Here is a 22,667-nt window from a genome sequence, read left to right on the forward strand (position 1 = left end):
CCACGTCAATACCAATTATCAAGGCAAGGTGAATTGATTCGCGAGACATGACATCGCCGCGACAGTCGGCGGGACGCCTTAAAGAAATCGACCCGGCGCCAGGCCGGGCCATCGGGACAGGTCAACTCCCAGTCAAACCTTGCCACAATAGCCGCCACGCCTGGCAGGGCGCGCCCCGCACGCCGGGATGGGCGGCCCAGGATGGCCGCGCGATCGACGTAGAAGCCTCCGCATACCACTATCAGACGAGGAATCCGCATGAAACCGTATTGGCACCTATCCGTGATGGTCCTGAGCAGCTTGAGCGCCCAACTATGGGCTCACGGCACGATGGAACGACCGCTGAATCGCGTCTACGGCTGCTATCTGGAAGGCCCGGAAGCGCCAAAAAGCAAGGCATGCCAGGACGCCAGGCAAATCGGCGGCACTCAGGCGATGTATGACTGGAATGGCATCAACCAGAACCCATCCGGCGACCAACACCAGGCCGTGGTGCCGGATGGCACGCTGTGCGGCGGCGGCAAGGCCGAATTCCGCGGCTTCAACCAGCCGCGCGCCGACTGGCCAGCCACCCGCATCGTGCCGGACGCCAAAGGCAATTACGAGTTCGTCTACCGCGCCACCGCGCCGCATGCCACCCAATACTTCCGTTTCTACATCACGCGCGACGGCTGGCGGCCGGAGCAGCCGCTGAAGTGGTCTGATCTGGAACTGTTCGGCACGATCAACGGCACGCCGCGGCTGGACGGCGACAAGCGCTATCGGATGACGCTGCCGCTGCCGGCCGGCAAGAGCGGCCGCCACATCATCTACAACGTGTGGAAGCGTTCAGACAGCGAGGAGGCCTTTTACTCGTGCTCCGACGTGATGTTCGACACCGACGGCCAAACTCCCGGCGCAAAGCCGCCTTTGGCCAATCCATGGAAAGAGATAGGCAACGTCGTCGCGCATGAGGATCTGCCGGCCAACAGCACGGTGACGCTGCGGGTATTCGACGCGCTGGGACATGATGCCGAGAGCCACAGCGTCAAGCTGACGCCGGCCAACGCCGGCATGGCCAATTGGCCTTACGAGCTGGCGCGCAAGGTCAATGCCACATCGCGCGCGATACGCATCGGCGTGGCCAGCCAACGGCAGCGGCAGGTTGTGATCACGCCGGTGCAGAGCGCCAGCGCCAACCGCGTCTATCTCAACGATGGCTATCCGGGCTATGGCTACAACATCGATTTGAAGAAAGGCAACGGCGGCATTGTGCCGCCGCTGCCGGCCAACTGGCGCGAAGGGGCGCCCTACCGCGCCGGCCAGCTGGTCAGCTATCAGGGCCGCAGCTACCGTTGCCTGCAGCCGCATACCGCCACGGTCGGCTCCGGCTGGACGCCGTCCAGCCAACCGGCGCTATGGCAGGCTCTGTAAGGGGCCGTCCGGCTAACGCCGCCAGCTGATCAGCAGCACCGCCGCCACAATCACCACCATGGCCAGCATCTCCTGCAATCCGACATGCTCGCCCAGGAACAGCACGCCCAGCAGCACCGCAATCACCGGATTGACATAGGCGTAGCTGGTGGCGGCGGCGGCCGACACCGTCCGTAATAGATATAGGTAGGCGCTGTAGGCGATCATCGAGCCGAACACCGTCAGATACAGCAAGGCGCCCCAGCCGGCAGCGCCCGGCCAGGCCGTCAAGCGCTCGCCGATGGCGAAACTGGATGCCAGCAGCGCCAACCCGCCGAAGATCATGGTCCAGGCGCTGCCCATCGCGCCCGGCGGCTGCGCCAGATGCTTGCTCCAGGCCGAGCCCAGCGCCCAGCCGGCCGAGGCCAATACCAGCAGCACCGCCCCTTCCGGACTGGCGCGCAGGCTGGAACCCAGATTCAGCAGCACAATGCCGAATACGCCCAGCAACATGCCCGCCCACTCCAAGGCGCGCGACTTGTGGCCAAACAGACGGGCGAACAACAAGGTGAACAGCGGCACCGTCGCCACCACCAGCGCGGCCACGCCGGACGACACCTCGCGCTCGGCCATCGTCACCAGGCCGTTGCCTACCGCCGGCATCAGCACACCAAGAATGGCCGCCCCGCGCAGCTGGCGCGCATCCGGCCATGCCACGCGGCGCCAGCGCAGATAGGCCAGGACGATGCCGCCCGCCAACAGAAAGCGGGTGCCGGCCATCATCAGCGGCGGCCAGGACTCCACCCCGATGCGAATGGCCAGATAGGTGGAGCCCCAGATGATGTAGAGCGCAAAGAAGGCCGCCAGCGTGAGCGGCGCGAGACGTGAAAAAGGCATGGCGAAGTCCAGACGGTACGGACTCAAACCATGCCAGAGGCAAGCCAGGGCGGCAAGCGGCTTAGCGCATCGCCAGCCGCTGCAGGATGTTGGAGAACTCTTCCATATAGGTATCGAAGCGGGTGGCCAGGCGGTCCACATCGGTGGCGAAGCGGTTATAGGCCACCACCGCCGGGATGGCGGCGAACAGGCCGATCGCCGTCGCCACCAGCGCCTCGGCAATGCCCGGCGCCACCGTGCTCAGCGTGGCCTGGCCGGCGTTGCCCAGGCCAATGAAGGCATGCATGATGCCCCATACCGTGCCGAACAGGCCGACGTAAGGGCTGACCGAACCGACCGTCGCCAGGAAAGAAGTGTGGCTGTCCAGCGCGTCCAGCTCGCGCTGCGCCGCCGCGCGCATCGCCCGGCGCGAACCGTCCATGATGTCCGACAGCTCCGTGCCGGTCCGGCCGCGCAGCTTCAGAAACTCGGCGAAGCCGGACTGGAAAATGCGCTCCATCCCCACCGCGTCGCTGCGACGGCATACATCCTCGTACAGACGGTTCAGATCCGCCCCGCTCCAGAAATTGCGCTCGAATTCCTCGCTATGGCGCTTGGCCGCGCCCAGCACCGAGATCTTGTTGAAAATCAGCGCCCAGGACAGCAGGGAGGTCAAGGCCAGGCCCGCCATCACCAACTGCACCAACAGGCTGGCGTTCAGGATCAGGCTGATGAATGAAATCTGTTGCACGTTTTCTTCCTCGGTTCACATACGGCTAGCGTAACACGCGGCCGGTTTCCAGATCGATGATGGTGGACGGTTTGCGCCGTTTGCCGATGCGGCCGGGCAAGGTCAACACCTTGTCTTTGAATGCCTTGCGGCAGGCCTGCGCGGTTTTCAGCGATTTCTGGCCCGCGCGGTTGGCCGAAGTCGACACCAAGGCCGTCCCCAGCGCCCGGCACAAGGCCGCCGCCTCGCCATGGGCCGTCACCCGCACCGCGATCTTGTCATGCCGGCCGCGCAGCGCCGGCGGCACCCGCCGCGAAGCCGGCAACAGAAAGGTGTATGGACCGGGCCAATAGCGCGCCAGTTCCGCGCGCTGCGCCGCGGAAAGCGGCCGCACCAGATGGCGGATCTGCTCGAAATCGGCGGCAATGACGATCAAACCCTTGTGATTAGGCCGCGCCTTGATCGCCAGCACGCGGTGGATCGCCCGCACGTCGAGCGGATGACAACCCAGGCCGTAACAGGATTCGGTGGAATAGGCGATCACGCCGCCATGGCGCAGACGCGCGCGCGCGCGGCGAATCAGCAATGCCCCCGGAAGGCGGGGCACAGGAACAAGACCAAAATTCATGGCAATTCAAACAAAAATAAGCAGTCATTGTAATGCCAACTCAGCAGCAAAAGTCAGAACGCCTCAAAAAGTACATTTCGAGTCCATGTGCCTGTGCCATTCACCAGCCACATACGGCGCACACCCTCCATCACAAGGGACTCCAACAAAGTCCAGTTGCCAACCCCCTCGCTCGCCATGCAGACGCAACTAGATGTAGCCGCAACAAAACAGGAATGCGTGCCTCCTGCAAGAGCCGGGGCAGGCCATATATGTAAACAGTTTGCAAAAAGACTGTGGCAAAGGCGCATATACAGGTATGCACATGAGCACGCCATGACCAGATCATTGCAATCGCTTGAATGTTCTCAAAAATGGTTCGAACAAATTCTATCGCCATGTAAATAGCGATTACAATCTATTGTTGTTGTTTACATAATTTTTTTCAAATATCATAAATCAATCTGCAAAAATACTTAATCCTGCATTTTTGCCATTTTTTTGCTCGTTTCTCGTACTGTCCGTTACAATTTCGTGTCAACCATGTCAAAATACGGTTTATTTCAAACATATTAAGTAGCAAATTCTTTTTATGTTGCGCAGTTTTATTCCATCGAATCTCACATGCCAGCCTTTCGCTATCCATTGCGCTGGCGCTTGGAATCGACATAGCCGCTGCGTTAGCCCCGCTCGAGAATGGATGCCCGGCTTACATAAAGCACACCCAGATTGCTTGGGCACTCATCCTCTGTCAGCCGCGGCATGAAGGTATGAAGCGCAGAAGAAAATACACCAGCATTTCATCAAGATAGTGGTGTGTTGCCCAAGCATGGTTCACACCGTTGCCTCATGGGAAATGCTCCATGAGAACTTGAACATCGGCAAAGACGCATACGCACCAACTAAATACTTTGACCTGTAACCATGCGCAGCTCCTGGAACATTATGTGCACCTCGGTGCATGCGCTTTTTTTGCGCGAACTGAAAACCCGCTTTGGCGAATACCGTCTAGGCTATCTGTGGGCATTGCTTGAGCCAGTACTGCAGATGGCCGTGATGCTAGCCATCATGGGCTACCTGATGCATCGCGTGATGCCGGACATCTCCTTTCCGGTGTTCTTTGTCTGCGGCATCGTGCCCTACAGCCTGTTTTCCAACATCGCCACGCGCTCGCTCAACGCCATCGAAGCCAACCGTGGTTTGTTCAGCTACCGCCCGGTTCACCCGGTGGATGCCATGCTGGCCCGCTCGCTGCTGGAGTGCCTAGTCCAAGGCGGGTGCTTTGTGGTGCTGATGGCGGGGCTTTGGCTGCTGGGCGAGCCAATGCGCATCGACAACATACCGGTGCTGCTCGCCATCTGGATGGCTTTGGCGCTGTTGTCACAAGGCGTGGGCTTCACCTTCATGGTGCTCGGCCACGCGTTCAAAGCAGCGGACAAGATCTTGCCGCTGCTGGTGCGCCCGCTGTATTTCGCCAGCGGCGTAATGTTTTCCCTGCACGTCTTTCCGCCGGAATTCCGCTATCTCGTTGACTGGAACCCACTGCTCCATGCATTTGAGCTGATGCGTCACGCCGTTTCGCCCAATTACCCACTGTATGACATCAGCTTGTCGTACTTATGGCTGTGGGCCCTGTCTTCCCTACTCATTGGGCTGTTGCTTTACAAAGCCCGCGAACCGGCGATCCTGCGTTCATGATCCAGATCCGCAACCTCAGCAAGTCCTATCGCACGCCTGCGGGACGGCATTACGTGTTTCAAGACCTGACCCTGGACATTCCATCCGGCGTCAGCGTGGGCCTGATTGGCCGCAACGGCGCCGGCAAATCCACCCTGCTGCGCATTCTGGGCGGCATGGATCGCCCGGACTGCGGCAAAGTCCATACCGACCGCAGCATTTCCTGGCCCGTAGGCCTGGCCAGCGGCTTCCAGGGCAGCATGACCGGGCGGGAAAACGTCAAGTTCGTCGCCCGGCTCTATGCCGAAAAACATGAGTTGCCGGAAAAAGTGGCCTTTGTCGAAGCCTTTGCCGAGCTTGGCAAACACTTTGATATGCCGATCAAGACCTACTCCTCAGGCATGAAGTCTCGCCTGGGATTTGGCCTGTCCATGGCATTCGATTTTGACTACTACCTGGTAGACGAAGTCACCGCCGTCGGCGATGCCAGCTTCAAAAACAAGAGCGCGCGACTGATCGAAGAAAAGCGCCAGAAAAGCCAGTTTTTGATGGTGTCGCACAGCATGGGCGAAATCCGGCGTTTCTGCGACGCCGCCCTGCTGCTGGGCCGCCACGGCGTGCGCTATTACAACCAGATCGATGAGGCCATCGAGGCCTATAAGAAAGAAGAAGATGTTCAAGTGGTTTGATCTCACCCCTCCCCAGGCTGATGGCGCTTCCTCCCTGCCCACGCCAACCACTCCGCAGCATGACTGGCTGCAACGCGCCCGCCAGGACAAGCTGGCATGGCTGCTGCTCGCCCTACCCTTGCTGTTGACCAGCCTGTACTTTGTCACCCTCGCGCAAGACCGCTATGTCAGCGAATCGCGCGTCATCGTCAAGCGCGGCTCTGACGACAAAGCCGGCAGTCTCGACCTGGGATTTCTGTTGGGGGGCAACGCGTCCACCTTGCGAGAAGACGCCATGCTGTTGCAGCAGTACATCCTGTCCCCAGACATGCTGGCGCGCCTGGATAAGACATTGAACCTGAAGCAGGCCTTTGCCGAACCTGCAGGTTGGGATTGGTACTATCGACTGCCCAGCCATGCCACGCGCGAAGAGTTCCTAAGTTATTACCGCGCCCGCGTGGACGTGCAGTTTGACGAGAAAACAGCGTTGCTGGTCATCCGCAGCCAGGGTTTTAGTCCCGCTTTCTCGCAAAAGCTCAACCAAGCCATCCTGGCGGAAAGCGAGCGCTTCATCAACGAGCTGTCGCACAAGATCAGCCGTGAAGACATGGCTTTTGCACAGAAAGAAGTGGACTACGCCTATCAGGAGCTCAACCAGGCCAAAGAGCGCTTGCTGGGCTACCAAAACCGCCATGGCCTGATCGACCCTCACGCCCAAGCACAGGCTACCGGGCAACTGGTGGCGGAACTGGAAGGCAAGCAGGCGCAACTCGAGGCGGAGCTGCGCAATCTGCAGAGCTATCTGCAAGCCGACTCGCCGCAAGTCATCTCAGCCCGCAACGCGCTGGATGCCCTGAAAACCCAGATCTCGCGTGAAAAATCCAAACTTGTCTCACCTGACGACGACAAGCTGAATCGCAAAACTGCCCAATTCCAGGAACTGCGCGCTTACGTCGAGTTCCGCACCGATCTATACAAGCTGGCGCTTACCGCGCTGGAAAAATCCAAAGTGGCCTCCGCGCACAAACTCAAAAGCCTCGCCGTCATCAGCTCGCCGCAATTGCCGGAAGAGGCCGAATACCCGCGCAAGCTCTATGCATTGGGCTCCCTGTTGCTGGTTTGCAGCCTGCTGTACGGCACCGTGCGCCTGACGCTGTCCATTATTGAAGATCACAAGATTTAAAAATGCGCCTGACACCATTTGTTCTACTATTTGCCTCCTGTTCGGTCTTCGCATTGCCCAACCAGATGATGGGCAGCCCCGCCATGTCGGATGCCGCGGCGCTGGCCGCCATCAAGGCCGCGCCAGCCACGCCCCCCGCCACGGCACCGCAAGCCGTCATCGAACCGCAAGTCCCTGTGCAGGCGCCCAGCCGCATGTTCGGCTCGCAACTGTTTGGCGGCGCCTTCCGCCACAGCGCGGGCATCGGTTTCAACCCGGATTACCAGATCAGCATTGGCGACCGCATTGCCCTGCGGCTGTGGGGCGCCTTCATCTACGACGGCCAGTTGACGGTAGACCCGCAGGGCAACATCTTTGTCCCCAATGTGGGCCCTGTCACCGTTTCAGGTGTGCCTAACGGCGAGCTGAACAGCGTCATCGCCAATCATGTGCGCCGCGTCTACAAAGCCAATGTCCATGCCTATGCCGCGCTGGACGTCTCGCAACCGGTAAAAGTCTTCGTCACCGGTTTCGTCAAGCAGCCTGGACTTTATGGCGGCATCGCCGCCGACAGCGTGCTGAGCTATCTGGACAAGGCCGGCGGCGTGGATGCCGACCGCGGCAGCTATGTGGACATTACCATCCGTCGTGGCGACACCATCCGCAAACAGCTCAATCTCTATGACTTCCTGCTCAAGGGGCGGTTGGACTTGGTGCAATTCACCGATGGCGACGTGATCGTGGTCGGACCGCGCCAGCACACTTTCTCCGTCAGCGGCGAGGTCTACAACGCCAACGACTTCGAGTTTGGCAAAAGCCAGATCAGCGTCCACGATGCGCTGGCCATGGCCCGCCCCAAACCTGGCGCCACCCATATCAGCATCACTCGTCGCCAAGGCAGCGAAAAGACCAGCGAGTACTACCCTCTCGCCAGCGCCGGCAACATGACCCTGGATGACGGCGACCAACTCAACGTCACCGCCGACCGCTACCCCGGCACTATCCAGGTTCGCGTGGAAGGCGCGCACTCCGGCGAGCATGCGATCGTACTGCCGTATGGCGCGACGATGGCCGATGTGCTGGCCAAGGTACGCGCCAACAGCATGTCGCAAATCGACGCCATCCAGCTGTTCCGCAAGTCTGTCGCCGAACGCCAAAAAGCCATGCTGGCGCTGTCATTGCAAAAGCTGCAGGAAACCGCCTTCTCCGCCCGCTCCTCCACCAAGGAAGAATCCGACCTGCGCACCCGTGAGGCCGAACTGATAGAACGCTTCGTTGCCAAGGCCGGCAAGGTAGAGCCCAAAGGCCAGGTCGTCCTGAATGAAAAAGCTCTGCAAACCACTCTGCTGGAAGACGGCGACGTGATCCGCATTCCGGAGAAGACCAGCGTGGTCATGGTGCATGGCGACGTGCTGTTCCCCAATGCTGTCAGCTGGCAGCAGGGGTTAAATGTGGGCAACTACGTCGAACAGGTCGGCGGCTACAACCAGAGCGCCGATAAATCCCGTCTGCTTCTGATGAAGCAGAACGGCGAAGCGCTGCCGGTCAGCGCCAGCGCCAAAGTCTCAGCCGGCGACGAAGTGATGGTGATGCCGAAGATAGACAGCAAGAACATCGAAGTCACCCGCGGGATTACCCAGATCCTTTATCAGATCGCCGTGGCGGCGAAGGTAATCCTCGACCTATGAGAAAGCTCAGAAAACTCCTGCGCCATCCTGGACTATTTTTCCGGGATTACCTGAACAAGCGCTATCCCATCATTCGCAACGAGATTGCCTGCCCACAAGACGAGGAGGCCATCCTGCTCAAGCATGACTTAGCATTGGACAAGCTGCTGGAAAACAACCTCGAGATTGACGTTGTGTTTACCTGGGTGGATGACAGCGATCCGGCTTGGCAAACACGCTATCAACAAACCCTTGCAAATTATGCGCACGAACGACTGGGTTTATATGCTGCCGACTCTGCACGCTTTCGCAATCACGACGAACTGCGGTACTCGCTGCACAGCATACTCTGCAATCTGCCCTGGGTGCGACGCATTTACCTAGTTACCGACCAGCAATGCCCCACTTGGTTAACGCCCAATGAACGCATCCGCTTGATCGATCACAAGGAACTGATCGCCACACGCTATCTACCGACCTTCAACTCACATGTAATCGAAGCACATCTTCACCATATTCCAGGTTTGAGCGAACACTTCATCTACTTTAACGATGATGTCTTTGTCGCCCGGCCATTACCACCAAGCCATTTCTTCCGTGGAAACGGCATTGCTTCATTATTTGTTGCGCACAAAAGTCTCCATGCAATGCGCCAACGTGGTGTTGCCACACCCACGCTTCAAGCCTCAATTCAAAGCGCTGCCTTATTACATGCTGCTTACGGAGTAAAAGTGGACACTCCACTCATCCACAGTTATGTCCCTTTGCGGAAAAGCACCTTTCATATGGCATGGGAGCAATTTGAAGATAAAATCCAGAACTTTCTAGCTAATCGGTTTAGAGGTGTGAATGACTTAAACATGGCAACCTTTCTCGTGCCGTGGTTGATGTATGCCAAAGGCCAGGCCACTCCTGCGCGCGATATTTGCTATTACTTTAACTCCCACTCTCCCGTCTCAAAAAGTTATTGGCAGGATTTGAAGAATAGAAAAAATAGTTCATCAACACCTCATTCATTTTGTGCGAACGACTTTAATTATCTATCCACCGATAATGAAATTAAATCTCATCTTAAATACTATTACTCTTGAAGCTATCCTGTGAATTATCTGGTATCCATCATCATCCCTGTTTATAAAACAGAGAAATATATAGAAGCATGCCTGCAATCGGCCTTAGCACAAACCATTGCCGAGTATGATAGCTCTCAAACTATAGAAATTATAGTTGTGGATGATGGCTCCCCAGACCAATCCATCGAGCGCATTCAGCCTTTTCTTTTCTCACATCCTAATGTCCGCCTACTACGTCAAGAAAATTCCGGACAGTCTGCCGCTCGTAACCATGCCATCACAGTTGCACAAGGAGAGTATCTATATTTTTTAGACTCGGATGACCTACTTCCCCATAATGCTATTGAAGCGCTGTACCAGTTAGCAAAGCAAACTGGTTCCGAAGTAATCATCGCGCAGAGCAAAGCCTTTAATAAAAATCGTAGTTGGTTTATTGAGGATCACGCTGAAGTTGCCAGCAGCGCTTTCCGTCAGGTTAATTTTAATGATCAGCCAATACTGGTAAAAACCACTCCTCCGTGGGCAAAATTGTACAAAACTGAAATGATTCGGCAACACGCCATTCGTTTCCCAGAAGGTATTGGCTTGGCGGAGGACTGGATTTTTGTCCTCCATGCATTATCTCAAGCCAATCACATCTCAACTACGCCAGATATTACCTATTTATATCGCGGTCGAAATGATGTTGACAATCTGTCCTGCACTCAACAGGTCAATCACAAGGTCTTTCATGACTTGATGCAGGTTTATCAACTCACAAAAAAATTTTCTTTACCCGCAGAACATCAGCGCCTGGCCAAATACTTCATCATAAAAAGCCTGCTCCATCGGCTGTTAAAGCTGGCTAAATCGTGTTCACTAGATACTGCTCTACCCACCTATCAGGTGTTGGCTACTTTCTTGAAAATCGAAACGAAATCAGAAGACTGGGCGGTGCTATCTGAACATGCAAAATTGGTCTTAGATTTATTGAGCCATGATCTTTACCTGGCCGCTCATCATGCCGCTCAGCATCGCTATAAAATGGCTTGGCTGACTGGAACAGGAAATGTGCTACCTGCCACGTTATTCAGTCGCTACCAAACCACATATAAACACACACGTTTTCTACCTTTAAAACGAATCAAGAAACGCGTGCAATCATCACTCACTCTTTCAGCATGGCGCATAAAATATCAATTCGCCAAAATTTTAGCTGGCCTTTATCCGAAAAATGGAAAAATTATATTGATCGGCGAGCGGCTAGGAAAAACCGCCAACGATACCTCCTACCATTTTTTCAAACATTGCCAAGAAGATGACTCAACTCAGGCACAATATTTTTATACCATTCAAAGACATGCCCCAACTCGGAAAAAGATTCATTCTTATCGAAATATCGTTGATTACGGCAGCTTGAAGCATTTCATCCTGTTTCATCGCGCAAGCGCCTATGTGTTTAGCGATAACATGCGGGACATTTTTCGGCAATGGAAGCGGGTGCATGCTGAGCACGCGCATAAAAAGAAAATATTTCTGCAACATGGCATCTTCGCACTCAACCGCGCCAAAGGCTATTACGACCGCCACTCTATGGAGCAACGAGGAGAGCGGCCAGACTGCTTTGTTGTCAGCTCCGAATTTGAGAAAACTCTGGTTTGTAATCAGTTCGATTTCCAAGAAGAAGAAGTCGTTGTGACAGGATTATCTCGTTTTGACAATCTGCCCACCACGCGCTCTCAGCCTAGTGGAGCCATCCTCATGCTATTCACTTGGCGAGAATGGCTGGAAAAAATGTCACCCGAGGCCTTTGAACAATCGGATTATTGCCAAAAAATAGTCGAACTAATCCATCATCCCATGCTAAGGCAGATGCATGCACAGCATGGACTAAAGATTACGCTTTGTCTGCATCATAAAATGGCTCAGTATGTTCAACATCTTCCAATCATAGAAAATGTGCGCATCGTGTCGATGAGCGATAGCGACATTCAGCATCATATCATTCAGGCTGACCTGATGATAACTGACTATTCTTCAGCTGCCTTCGATATGCTGTACCAGAATAAGCCTGTCATTTTCTACTGGTTTGATCATCAAGCTTTCTTTGCCAAACGTGGGGGGCCACTTATTCACCCCACCCAAGATATGCATGATTCCATTGCCTACCACTGTGAAAATGCTCTGAATCTTGTTCAGGAAGCTATACAGCATCAATTTAATATAACCCAGATACAGCGAGCATGGGCTCAAGAATTTTTCTCCCACAAAGACCAGAACCACTCTCAACGAATCAAAAATAAATTACAACAACTACTCTGAACTGTTAACTAAGGCACCTATAATGAATAGAAAATTCAAAAAACTATTGCGCAATCCAAAATTATTCGTCAAAGACATGGTGGTTAAACACGGTAGAAAGATGGGCGTCTTGCCACCCGATCCAGAAACCCTAGGCTATTACCAATACACTGTAGTGTCTGCTGTCTATAATGTAGGTCGCTATCTTGATGACTTTTTCAACAGCTTGGTAAAGCAAAAGCTAGATTTTAAACGCCATATCCACCTCATCATGGTTGATGATGGATCAACAGATAATTCTGCTGAAATCATAAAGGGCTGGCAAAAAAAATACCCTGACAATATCACCTATATCTGGAAAGAGAACGGAGGACAGGCATCTGCCCGAAACTTAGGGCTTGAGCTTGTCAAGACAGAATGGGTGACATTCATAGATCCAGATGATTTTTTAGAAAAGAGCTATTTCTACAATATTGACCGCGAGATTTATAATAATAAAGATAATTGCCTTGAACTAGTTTGCACAAATCTTATTTTTTTCTTTGAGGAAAAAAACGAGATTTCTGACACTCATCCGCTACGATATAGATTTGACAATCCTGGTCCATTTTCGGCTTCCGACTTAAAAAACAATATTCAATTATCAGCAAGCACCGCCATTTTCAAAACAGGAATAATCGCATCAAACAATATACGGTTTAACTGTGATATAAAGCCCAGCTTTGAAGATGCACACTTTGTTAATATATACCTTTGCTATATTTTCAAAAAAAATGTCACGTTCTTAAAAAAAGCAAAGTACATATATAGAAAACGCTCTGATGGCTCATCAACCCTTGACAAATCATGGAAGAATCCATCTCTATTTGATGAGGTTCTCCAAATTGGTTGCATTGGCGTGCTTGAGCAATTTAAGAAAAACCACAATTACGTACCCGTTTATATTCAACGAACCATTCTTTACCACCTAATTTGGTACATTAAAAAAATCATCAGGGATGAAAATAGCCTAAATCACCTGAGCACTACACAAAAAGATAATTTTATTTCCAAAACCAAAAAAATCTTTTCTTACATTGACGCCAAAACAATATTAAGTTTCAATCTTGCCGGAACATGGTTTTTACATAAAGTTGGAATGTTATATCAATTCAAAGGTATCAGCCCTGATTTTAATATTGCATACATAAGTGCCTATGATGCAAAAAAAAATCAAATCCTTATTAAATACTTTAGTAGCTCAGACGAACTTGAAGAAATTAAAATAGATGAAAAACGAATAATTCCAGATTTTAGAAAAAAAATCCAACATAAATTGAATGGAGAAAAATTTATCGATGAAAATCTATTATGGATACCTATTCCTGAGTCAGGCCTCTTGAGTTTTTCTCATGAAAAAAAACCATGCAAAATAACTCTGGGTTCTAAGCAACACCCCGCAAGAATAGCCATAGAATCGATAAAAAATTATTTTTCAGAATTAATGCCATTTAAGGATGTAAAAAATGAATTCTCTAATTCATGGTTATTTATAGATCGTGACGCACAAGCAGATGACAATGCTGAGCATCTTTATAGATATATAAAAAATAATCATCCAGATCAGAAAATATATTTCTCTCTATCAAGAGAATCTCACGATTGGGAGCGATTAATTTCTGACGGGTTTAATCTTATTGAATTTGGAAGCGATCAACACGCTGCCGCATTGCAGGGTTGTGAAAAGTTAATTAGTTCAAATATTGATAAATATATTAGCAACTTCCTTGGTCCAAGAATGATGCTGGGACGGCATACCGTATTCTTACAACACGGCGTAATAATGCACGATCACTCTTCTTGGTTAAATACAAAAGAACAAATAGATTGCTTTATTACTACTACTCCTTCTGAGTATAACTCTATCATCAGCGATGACTCACTTTACAAATTTACAAAAAAGGAAGTTGTTCTGACGGGTTTACCAAGACATGACTCTCTGCTGGCAAATCGCAATAGAACAGATAAAATAATTGTCATTATGCCCACATGGAGAAATAGTATTGTAGGGAAAGCAAAAAATTTAAGCTTCCAGAGAGAATTTAATCATGACTTTGTACAGACCGATTTTTTCAAACATTGGAATTCACTTATTCAAAACAATGAACTTAAACAACTCTGTTCAAATTTTAACTTCCGAATTTTCTTTTTCCCGCACGTCAATTTGCAGCCTTACATTCCAGAATTCAACATACCAGACCATATTGAAGTCATTACTCACGAGAATGGCAGCATACAGAATATTTTCCAATCCACATCAATCATGATAACGGACTACTCTTCGGTAGCTTTCGAAATGGCTATTCAAGACAAGCCAGTTATTTACTATCAATTTGACTCAAGTGAAATAGCTAGTGGCTCTCATACTTTCAAACCTGGATACTTTAATTATAAGAAGGATGGGTTTGGTCCTGTTGTAATAGACGAGCGCGCTCTCCTTAATGAGCTAGAGCATATTTTGAGAAATGATGGAAGACCATCACCTGCTATTCTAGAAAGAATCAAGAAAACATTTCCATTTAGGGATGGTAATAATTGCGAACGGGCCTATCAGGCAATAATTGCATTAGACTCTGCTCGTGATCCAAACTTTATAGATGCAAAAATCATACAGCAATACGCTAAACAAGCACGTAAAAACCATGACTGGCCGTTCGCTGAGCGACTCTGGACTAGATTAATAGAGTGCAGCAACAAGCCCAATAACACCCTAAATCTCGTATATCTTTCCGAGGCACTTCGTTGTCAAGGCAAATTACAAAAGGCGGAAAATATTTTAGGGGAAGTCCATACCTGCGAAGTTGATAACTTTGCCATTATGGAGAAAGCTCGCATTGCCATGGCGTGCCACAATTGGAATTGTGCTATTGATTTATGGCACTACGCCTCTCCTTTACACACAATTGATCGACTCCATTATCTGCAATGTTTAGCCGAACTACAACTTATTGAACCATATGAAATAGAAATTAAAAATGAATGGGCACTCGATTTGCCCGGTCATCATAAAGCGCTGGTGGGCGCATGGCTAGCAATAGCCAAACAAGAATGGCAATCCCCCATCGATTTAATGGAGCCTGCTCTTGGAGCTTTCTCAGAAGAAGAGTTGTATCTATTCAAACCAGAACTCCTACTGGCTTGTTGTCTACGTAAGCAAGGTTTACTGGATCAAGCGCATAAACAATTGGCCGCCTATGAAAAGCACACAACAAACGATCCCCTTTGTCGTGAACAAATCGCTTTGCTTGCCCAAACACGCGGCCAATGGGATAAAGTCGTCGATCAGCTGCAAAAGGCTTACGCGCAGCTCGCGGATATGCCACAACCGCTGGCACCGATATACGCGCAATCTTTGCGGCAATTGGGTAAGGAAAAAGAAGCGGAGCAAGCCGTCGTCCAGTGGCTGAAACAGTGGCCTGACAACCTAGCACTGCGACAACACGCTGCTGAACTGATGTTGAAAAACCAGCGCTGGGAGGAAGCCATGTTGCTTTTGCCTACGCTATTTACCTCCAGCCAGGACGCCTTACGCCAAGCTTTACTGCCGATGATCTCCACTCTTCGCGCTAATGGGAAATTGACGCAGGCAGAATCCTTGTTTGCGCAATGTTTTGGCGAAACGGGTGATGGTGTTCAAATATGGAGCGACGCCATCTGGCATGAGCGCGCCAATCTGCATATGGCACGTCAACAATGGCAGCAAGTTCTCTGCTGCCTAGATTGCATGGAGGAACAAACGCCTTTCGACTTTTTGATGCATATTCAGAGTCTTGCTGAATTGGGTTACGTTGCAGAGCTGGAGGCCCTCTTGCACACACCAGTAGCATTGGAGCAAGAAGCCTCATTGCGTCAATTGGCACTGGCTTGGCATTGCGTTGCACTACAAGACTGGCCTAGGGCCGCGTCTCTTCTGTTGGCCGAAATTAGCAGCTGGTCCACTGAAGACTTGCGTGCCTTGCAACCACAATTGCTATTGGCGCGCTGTCTTCGTGAACAAGGCTTGCTGGATGCGGCTCATGCGCAACTAGCTGCCTTTGAGAGGCATTCGGCCAATCACCCGCAATGCCGTGTTCAAATTGCCCTGCTCGCCAGTGTGCGTGGCCAATGGGACAAGGTATTGGCTCAGATTAGCAGGGCTTACCCAACCTTTGCCGATCAACCCGAACCACTGCTTGCCATTTATATTCAGGCATTACGCATGCTGAATAAAATAGCTGAAGCAGAGCTGGCGTTGCAAGCTTTACTACCATCACATCCCAATAACCAAGAATTGCAAATCGAGGCTGCTAGATTGGCTACAGATTGCGGTTTCTGGTCTCAAGCCATTATCCGTTGGAGTCATTTACTATCCATCACAGCGGAGGCTCCATTCAAATTGGCTGAAGCTTATCGCATGACAGGACAGCTGGAACAAGCCTTTCTCACACTGTCATCGCCTTCATGCCGCATTCCAGCCAATGTAGAAGAATGGAAACTGAAGGCAGAAATTGCACAACTGACTAACCAATGGGATCAGGCTGCTGAATGCTGGGTTGCATTAATACAGTACTACCCTGACCAAGCGAACCAAGAAAACTGGGAACGACTAAACAGTGTGCAAGTGATTAAGGCCCTGAAAGATAATAATATGCCTTTAATGACATAAATTACCTTAAAAATACTACAAATATTTTATTGAGCGCTCATCATGACACAAATAATCAAGAAAACCCTGCTCCCTGTCGCAAACATGGGCACCCACTATAGCTGCGGCTCCAAGCTGGGCTACCTGAAGGCCACTGTGAATTTCGGCTTGAAACACCCGGAAACCCGCCAAGAGTTCTCCGCTTTCCTGGCTGAAAATCCACTGTGACGATTGCCGTTTTTTCCCGCGGAATACTCCGCATCCCCCATCTGGAAAATCTGCTGGGACAGCCGGTAGCCAGCTGGCGTTGGCGCTGGCTGCCCCACAGTAGCTCCCAGCCCGTTGCCGTGGCCGGCTGGGGCCTTCGTCCCAGCACAGCGCGCGCGCGCGCCTATGCAGAGCGGAACGGACTGCCCTATCTGGCGCTGGAGGATGGCTTTCTGCGCTCCTTGGGCTTGGGCGTGGCGGGAGTCCCTCCATTGTCGATCGTGGTGGACGATCTGGGCATTTATTACGATGCCAGCGGCGCCTCAAGGCTGGAACAGCTCATCGCCGACAGCGAGCTGACCGATGACCAGCTGCGGCAATCACGCCGCGGGCTGGCGTGGCTGCGCCGGTACCGCCTGTCCAAATACAACCACGCGCCCGAGAGAAACCTACCACCTCGCTCGGGCCACACCCGCGTGCTGGTGCTGGACCAGACCGAAGGCGATGTGTCGGTTCGGCTGGGCGGCGCGGACACGCAAACCTTCCAGTCCATGCTGGACGCCGCCTGCCGCGAACACCCTGATGCGGAAATATGGGTCAAGACTCACCCAGACGTGGTAGCAGGCAAGAAACGCGGCTATCTGCCGCGAGCGCCAACCGGCGTGTGTTTGCTGCCGGAAGACGTATGCCCGCAATCGCTGCTGTCGCAGGTAGACGTGGTGTATACGGCGACTTCTCATATGGGGTTCGAAGCGCTGGTAGCGGGCTGCCGCGTGGTGTGTTTCGGCATGCCTTGGTATGCCGGTTGGGGGCTGACTGATGACCGTCACCCCGCCATGGACGCGCTGAAGCCGCGCCGATATCGCGCCCGCACGCTGGAACAGTTGTTCCATGCGGCCTATTTGCGCTACGCCCGCTACATCCAGCCGGAAACCGGCCAGCCGGGCACCTTTTTCGACGTGGCGGAATGGATACGGCTGAACCGAGCGCTACGCGAACAGAGCCGTGGCACCCTGTGGTGCGTGGGCATGAGCTTGTGGAAGCGAGCTGTGGTCTGGCCCTTCCTGAAAACACCGGACAACCGCATGCGCTTTGTGCGCCGTCTGCCGGCCCGCTTGCCGCCGGACAGCCGTGTGGTGGGATGGGGACTACGCGCGCCGCTGTGCGAACAGGCGCAGAAGCGCGGCTTGCCAATGCTGTCCATGGAAGATGGCTTTTTGCGTTCGGTGGGACTCGGCTCCAATCTGCAGCCCCCACTCTCCCTGGTGGTGGATGGCGGCGGGTTGTACTACGCCTACCAGTCGGACAGCGATCTGGAAGCCTTGCTCAATCAGGCGCAACCGGACGCCGACGACTGCGCCCGCGCGGCAAGGCTACGCCAGCGGCTGGTGGCCGGACGCATCAGCAAGTACAACGTGGGCGGCGCTTTCCGGCTGCCGGAAACTGCAGTAAGCAAAAGAGTGCTGCTGGTACCGGGCCAAGTGGAGGACGATGCCTCCATTCGCACCGGATCGCCTCAAATCCATAGCAACCTGGCGCTGTTGCAGGCTGCGCGCCTCGCCAATCCCCAGGCCTGGATTGTCTACAAGCCTCACCCTGATGTGATCGCCGGCAATCGCAAGGGCGCGGTTCCAGCCGATGCCTTAGCGGCGCTGGCCGACCAAGTGGCTATCGATGCAGATATCTCCGATTGCCTGCGTGTTTCCGACGAGGTGCACACCATGACCTCTCTGGCCGGCTTCGAGGCGCTGCTACAAGGGAAAACCGTGCATTGCTATGGTGCCCCGTTCTACGCCGGCTGGGGCCTGACACAGGATCGCATCGACTTGCCGCACCGACGACGCCGCCTCAGTTTGGATGAGTTGGTGCATGGAGTACTGATTGCCTACCCTCGGTATGTGCTGCCTGGCAGACCGGGCTTTGCCCGCGTAGAGGCCGTGGCGGACCACCTGGAAAAACAGAAACAAGGCACCCGCCATGCTTCGCTGCGCAGCCACTGGCTACAAAGGCAATGGCGCAAGGTCTGCGGGCTGATGAAAACTCTGAACTGAACGCACTTGCTCCTTCCTTGGCTGGGCTAAACGTGATGAATAAATACGAGCTGGAAAATCAACTATCATGCTGGCCGCACAATCACTACTGAAACATCGTCGCCTGCTTTTGTTGCAGGGACCGATGGGACATTTCTTCAACCAGTTGGCAGACTGGCTGGACGCACACGGCATCGAAAACCGCAAGGTCAACTTCAATGGCGGGGACTGGCTATTTCACCGCCGCCCCGGCACGGTTCATTACCGAGGCCGGATGTCCAGCTTCAGCCGCTGGCTACGCCTGTACCTACGCCGCGAAAACATAGACGCCATGGTCTGCTTTGGTGACTGCCGCCGACTCCACCGCGTTGCCGCGCTGGTGGGCAAAGAGTTGGGCTGTGCTTTCTATGTGTTTGAGGAGGGGTATCTGCGTCCTGACTACATAACGCTGGAAAAAGGCGGCGTCAATGCTTTCTCCGCACTGGCTTTTAATCCAGAACGCTATCTGCAGCATGAGCCCATCGCCAATGAACGTCCATTACCAACACGCCCCTCGTTCAAATACATGGCAATCACAGCCATAAGCTATTACTCGGCAGGATGGGCTCTGGGCCGTTTCTTTCCCCACTACCGGCACCATAAGAGTTTTTCTCCACTCCTAGAATGCGGCTACTGGCTTCGGGCGGGACTAAGGAAACAGCTGTACCGGGTGACAGAATGGCAATTGATCAGGCACATCAATCAGCATATGCATCGTAACTATTTTCTGGTCGCCCTGCAGGTCTTCAACGATAGTCAAATCCGGCAACACAGCCCATACCTGGACGTGCGCGACTTCATCGCAGAGGTGATCCATTCGTTTGCCCGCTATGCGCCAGAGGAACAACAACTGGTATTCAAGCATCATCCAATGGACCGGGGACACCGCAACTATCGCAGGTTTATCGAGGAGCAAGCCATCCAAGCCGGCATTGCCTCTCGCGTGTACTATGTACATGACGCGCACTTGCCCACCCTGCTTAAAGGGAGCAGTGGCGTCGTGACTATCAACAGCACAGTTGGCCTATCTGCGCTGCATCATGGACGTCCACTCATGACTATGGGGCGAGCCTTTTACGATATCGATGGCCTCACCTTCCAACACGGGCTGGATCGTTTCTGGAACGAGCCATACATTATTGATAACAGTCTGTACGGCAGGCTGCGCTCGTACATGATCAAACACACTCAGCTGAATGGCGCATTCTTTGGCCAGTCGCACTGGATGCGCCACCCCAAGCTGGCGCCTAGGAACCAGCGGTGGCACACCATGCTGCGCTTCAGCCAGCTCACCGCGCTTACCCTGCTGGTAGATGGGGCAGGGACCGAACTGATGGAAACATGCATGGAATGGTTTGCCGTAATCGGGTAATCCTATGCGTATCTATGCAAACCATCACATTTGCATTTCATTTACACAGTCGACTGCCTTGCTGCTTAAAACAATGGCACTATGCCATCCAAAACATATTGAAAACGCTCAAAAAGTACGAATAAGGAGTCACCATGCACCGTAAATGGTTTGCGTCCGCATTACTGATGCTTATCTCCGTCCCCACCTTGGCAGATGTCTCGTTACTTGTACCATTTGCCTCTAAACACTATGGCTGCGATCCAGCCAAGCACAAATGTGAATTTCACCAGTTCAACCCAGGTTTGGGCTTGGAGTGGTCTCCCAAAGAGTATGATTTGGGTCGCCCCATCCTTAGGTCCGCAGCGTACAGCGATTCCTCCAAAAAATTTGCCTATTATGCTGCTGCCGGCTGGCGCAAGGATTTCAATATTTTCAACGGTTGGAAAGTCGGAATGGGAATTTATGCCGGTTATCTGAATGGATCAGACCATGATGGCTTTGCCGCGCTACCATTCATGTCTGTTGGTTACAAGCGCTTTTCTATCGAAGTGGGTTACGGAGATTCCAAGGCAGGACACCACAAACACAAGGAAGAAGTCAACCATATTCTTACCTTTAATGCCCGCTACGATCTGTAATGATTTTGAAGTGGCTCTTGATCAATCATCAGGAAATGAAGCCCATGAAAAAAACTGAACCCCTTCGCGCTATTTTTGATACGCCAATTCACCGCCGCAGTTTCCTGCTTGGTTCGCTAGCTCTTCCCTTGACGGCATGCGGTGGAGGTGGTGGCGGATCCGGGAGCAACACACCTTCTCAAACAACAGCAAGAATCAGCCTCGCGGAAACACAAGGGGCTCATTTGTCCAATAGCTTTGTTGGTCTCAGCTATGAAAAAGGTAGGATCAATTCCAATCTTTTTAATTCACAGAATACTGCCTTTATCAATTTGTTCAAACAGCTGGGACAAGGCGTATTACGCATAGGGGGAAACTCAGTCGATAAATCCAGCTGGAACGGATTCGATCCAACGGCAACCCAATTACTGCCCACGCACGTTGATGCACTCGCAGGATTCTTGCAAGAAACAGGCTGGACCGTCATTTACGGCATAAATATGGCTAACAACTCATCGGTCAATGCAGCTGAAGAAGCAAGTTATGTTGCTCAGGCACTTGCCTCTTCTCTCATTGGCTTTGAGATTGGAAACGAGCCTGATCTATACGTAAAAAACAAATACAGGCCTCAAGGCTGGAACTATAGTAATTATTTGAGAGAATGGAAAAGTCTCGCTGCCGCAATTACTCGTGCAGCTCCAGGCATAGCGCTTACCGGACCAGCTGTTGCAGACAACATTCCAGGCTATGTTGTTCCATTTTCGCAGGATGCTGGGAGCCAAATCAGCACACTCACCAGCCACTACTACAGGAACGATGCGAACTCCGAGCGTCCTACCCCTTCCATAGATATTCTGCTCCAACCGGATCAAAACTTAATTCGGAACATCCAGATACAAACCAAAAGCGCAGCAAATTTGGAAAACGGCTTTCGCCTTGCAGAATTCAATTCCTTTGTTAATCAAGGTGCACCGGGCATCAGCAATGCATATGCATCAGCACTCTGGGTTTTGGATGTTATGTTTACATGTGCACTCAATCATTGCACAGGCGTAAACCTGCATGGTGGCCAACAAGAAGCATTTGCTGCGATTACCGATAACAATGGAGTGGTTCAACAAGCTCAACCTATATTCTATGGTTTAAAAATGTTTGCTCAGCTTGCACAAGGGGCCAGCAGAACTGTCAATCTATCCATATCGGATAATGGTATCAACTTCTCTGCTTATGGCGTCTTCCGGGTAGACAATGGACAGAATATTCTGCTGATTAACAAAGATCCATCTCGTTCGGTACAAACGACCGTCGACTTCCCACCATCAGTAAATAAGATTGTACGCTGGGATCTGACCGGCCCCTCTTTGGGTAGCACATCTGGTGTACTACTGAATGGATTTCCGATTAATCCTGACGGTAGCTGGGCTGGAGCCTCCTCCGCCAGCCAATTGACCACCAACAACGGCACCCTATCCCTGACAGTACCTCCGTTTACAGCTATCCTGCTGCAAAGCGCCTGAGCCGCAAAAACATAGTCCACGTATGAGGCTGCTTGGGCCATCTTCGAGCCATGCCAAACTCTTGATCTGCCCGCTCCAGCGATACACCCGGAGGACAAATTCTCCTCA

General features: G+C 52.3%; 16 protein-coding genes. 13 read left to right on the forward strand and 3 right to left on the reverse strand.

All coding sequences use genetic code 11. From position 1 onward, the window contains the following. Nucleotides 1-258: 258 nt before the first annotated feature. Nucleotides 259-1,413, forward strand: coding sequence for a lytic polysaccharide monooxygenase (locus C2134_RS17435; protein ID WP_103321365.1), 1,155 nt, complete (start codon nucleotides 259-261; stop codon nucleotides 1,411-1,413). Between the two features lie 12 nt (nucleotides 1,414-1,425). Here the strand turns inward: C2134_RS17435 and yedA are convergent, their stop codons facing one another. The 3 genes from yedA to tsaC all read right to left on the reverse strand — a co-directional run bounded on the left by yedA (nucleotide 1,426) and on the right by tsaC (nucleotide 3,605). After that, entirely contained in the window at nucleotides 1,426-2,289 is an 864-nt protein-coding gene (yedA, locus tag C2134_RS17440; protein WP_103321435.1) for a drug/metabolite exporter YedA, read from the reverse strand. Nucleotides 2,290-2,350: 61 nt separating this feature from the next. Then, nucleotides 2,351-3,019 carry a protein TolQ gene (tolQ, locus tag C2134_RS17445; RefSeq protein ID WP_103321366.1) on the reverse strand — a complete coding sequence of 223 codons (669 nt, stop codon included), beginning with the start codon at nucleotides 3,017-3,019 and terminating at the stop codon, nucleotides 2,351-2,353. A gap of 25 nt (nucleotides 3,020-3,044) precedes the next feature. Next, entirely contained in the window at nucleotides 3,045-3,605 is a 561-nt protein-coding gene (tsaC, locus tag C2134_RS17450; protein ID WP_233196491.1) for an L-threonylcarbamoyladenylate synthase type 1 TsaC, read from the reverse strand. Nucleotides 3,606-4,529: 924 nt separating this feature from the next. Between tsaC and C2134_RS17455 the strand changes: the two genes are divergently transcribed. The 12 genes from C2134_RS17455 to C2134_RS21345 all read left to right on the forward strand — a co-directional run bounded on the left by C2134_RS17455 (nucleotide 4,530) and on the right by C2134_RS21345 (nucleotide 22,559). Further along, entirely contained in the window at nucleotides 4,530-5,303 is a 774-nt protein-coding gene (locus C2134_RS17455; RefSeq protein WP_103321367.1) for an ABC transporter permease, read from the forward strand. Further along, nucleotides 5,300-5,971, forward strand: coding sequence for an ABC transporter ATP-binding protein (locus tag C2134_RS17460; RefSeq protein ID WP_103321368.1), 672 nt, complete (start codon nucleotides 5,300-5,302; stop codon nucleotides 5,969-5,971). The genes C2134_RS17455 and C2134_RS17460 overlap by 4 nt, the downstream gene beginning before the upstream one ends. Next, nucleotides 5,955-7,133, forward strand: a complete 1,179-nt coding sequence (locus C2134_RS17465) for a KpsE/RkpR family capsule polysaccharide export protein (protein ID WP_199179969.1) — start codon at nucleotides 5,955-5,957, stop codon at nucleotides 7,131-7,133. Before C2134_RS17460 ends, C2134_RS17465 begins: the two co-directional genes overlap by 17 nt. Before the next feature lie 2 nt (nucleotides 7,134-7,135). After that, complete coding sequence (locus C2134_RS17470) at nucleotides 7,136-8,800, forward strand: polysaccharide biosynthesis/export family protein (protein WP_103321369.1); 1,665 nt, start codon at nucleotides 7,136-7,138, stop codon at nucleotides 8,798-8,800. Continuing rightward, entirely contained in the window at nucleotides 8,797-9,870 is a 1,074-nt protein-coding gene (locus C2134_RS17475; protein WP_103321370.1) for a stealth family protein, read from the forward strand. Before C2134_RS17470 ends, C2134_RS17475 begins: the two co-directional genes overlap by 4 nt. Nucleotides 9,871-9,879: 9 nt before the next feature. Next, on the forward strand, nucleotides 9,880-12,153 hold the full coding sequence (locus tag C2134_RS17480; RefSeq protein ID WP_103321371.1) for a bifunctional glycosyltransferase/CDP-glycerol:glycerophosphate glycerophosphotransferase: 2,274 nt from the start codon (nucleotides 9,880-9,882) through the stop codon (nucleotides 12,151-12,153). 22 nt (nucleotides 12,154-12,175) lie between these two features. Beyond that, on the forward strand, nucleotides 12,176-16,816 hold the full coding sequence (locus C2134_RS17485) for a CDP-glycerol glycerophosphotransferase family protein (protein ID WP_103321372.1): 4,641 nt from the start codon (nucleotides 12,176-12,178) through the stop codon (nucleotides 16,814-16,816). Between the two features lie 42 nt (nucleotides 16,817-16,858). Beyond that, the gene (locus C2134_RS17490; protein ID WP_428037185.1) at nucleotides 16,859-17,023 is read left to right on the forward strand and encodes a hypothetical protein; all 165 of its coding nucleotides are present in this window, start codon (nucleotides 16,859-16,861) and stop codon (nucleotides 17,021-17,023) included. Continuing rightward, nucleotides 17,020-19,053 (forward strand): capsule polysaccharide biogenesis protein, encoded by a 2,034-nt coding sequence (locus C2134_RS17495; RefSeq protein ID WP_233196492.1) that lies wholly within the window; start codon nucleotides 17,020-17,022, stop codon nucleotides 19,051-19,053. The genes C2134_RS17490 and C2134_RS17495 overlap by 4 nt, the downstream gene beginning before the upstream one ends. Nucleotides 19,054-19,120: 67 nt before the next feature. Further along, nucleotides 19,121-20,443: a capsule polysaccharide biogenesis protein gene (locus C2134_RS17500; protein WP_103321373.1), complete on the forward strand. Its 1,323-nt coding sequence runs from the start codon at nucleotides 19,121-19,123 to the stop codon at nucleotides 20,441-20,443. A 134-nt stretch (nucleotides 20,444-20,577) separates the two neighbouring features. Next, nucleotides 20,578-21,063, forward strand: a complete 486-nt coding sequence (locus C2134_RS17505) for a hypothetical protein (protein WP_103321374.1) — start codon at nucleotides 20,578-20,580, stop codon at nucleotides 21,061-21,063. A gap of 44 nt (nucleotides 21,064-21,107) precedes the next feature. Continuing rightward, nucleotides 21,108-22,559, forward strand: coding sequence for a glycosyl hydrolase family 79 C-terminal domain-containing protein (locus tag C2134_RS21345; RefSeq protein WP_146042195.1), 1,452 nt, complete (start codon nucleotides 21,108-21,110; stop codon nucleotides 22,557-22,559). Nucleotides 22,560-22,667: the final 108 nt, after the last annotated feature.

This window comes from Chromobacterium sinusclupearum, from assembly GCF_002902845.1.
GTDB classification, from domain to species: domain Bacteria; phylum Pseudomonadota; class Gammaproteobacteria; order Burkholderiales; family Chromobacteriaceae; genus Chromobacterium; species Chromobacterium sinusclupearum.

Bases quoted from the DNA above. Each gene is read 5' to 3' on its own strand.
- C2134_RS17435 (WP_103321365.1), top strand. From the start codon at position 259: ATGAAACCGTATTGGCACCTATCCGTGATGGTCCTGAGCAGCTTGAGC.
- yedA (WP_103321435.1), bottom strand. From the start codon at position 2,289: ATGCCTTTTTCACGTCTCGCGCCGCTCACGCTGGCGGCCTTCTTTGCG.
- C2134_RS17455 (WP_103321367.1), top strand. From the start codon at position 4,530: ATGCGCAGCTCCTGGAACATTATGTGCACCTCGGTGCATGCGCTTTTT.
- C2134_RS17460 (WP_103321368.1), top strand. From the start codon at position 5,300: ATGATCCAGATCCGCAACCTCAGCAAGTCCTATCGCACGCCTGCGGGA.
- C2134_RS17465 (WP_199179969.1), top strand. From the start codon at position 5,955: ATGTTCAAGTGGTTTGATCTCACCCCTCCCCAGGCTGATGGCGCTTCC.
- C2134_RS17470 (WP_103321369.1), top strand. From the start codon at position 7,136: ATGCGCCTGACACCATTTGTTCTACTATTTGCCTCCTGTTCGGTCTTC.
- C2134_RS17475 (WP_103321370.1), top strand. From the start codon at position 8,797: ATGAGAAAGCTCAGAAAACTCCTGCGCCATCCTGGACTATTTTTCCGG.
- C2134_RS17485 (WP_103321372.1), top strand. From the start codon at position 12,176: ATGAATAGAAAATTCAAAAAACTATTGCGCAATCCAAAATTATTCGTC.
- C2134_RS17490 (WP_428037185.1), top strand. From the start codon at position 16,859: ATGACACAAATAATCAAGAAAACCCTGCTCCCTGTCGCAAACATGGGC.
- C2134_RS17500 (WP_103321373.1), top strand. From the start codon at position 19,121: ATGCTGGCCGCACAATCACTACTGAAACATCGTCGCCTGCTTTTGTTG.
- C2134_RS17505 (WP_103321374.1), top strand. From the start codon at position 20,578: ATGCACCGTAAATGGTTTGCGTCCGCATTACTGATGCTTATCTCCGTC.
- C2134_RS21345 (WP_146042195.1), top strand. From the start codon at position 21,108: ATGAAAAAAACTGAACCCCTTCGCGCTATTTTTGATACGCCAATTCAC.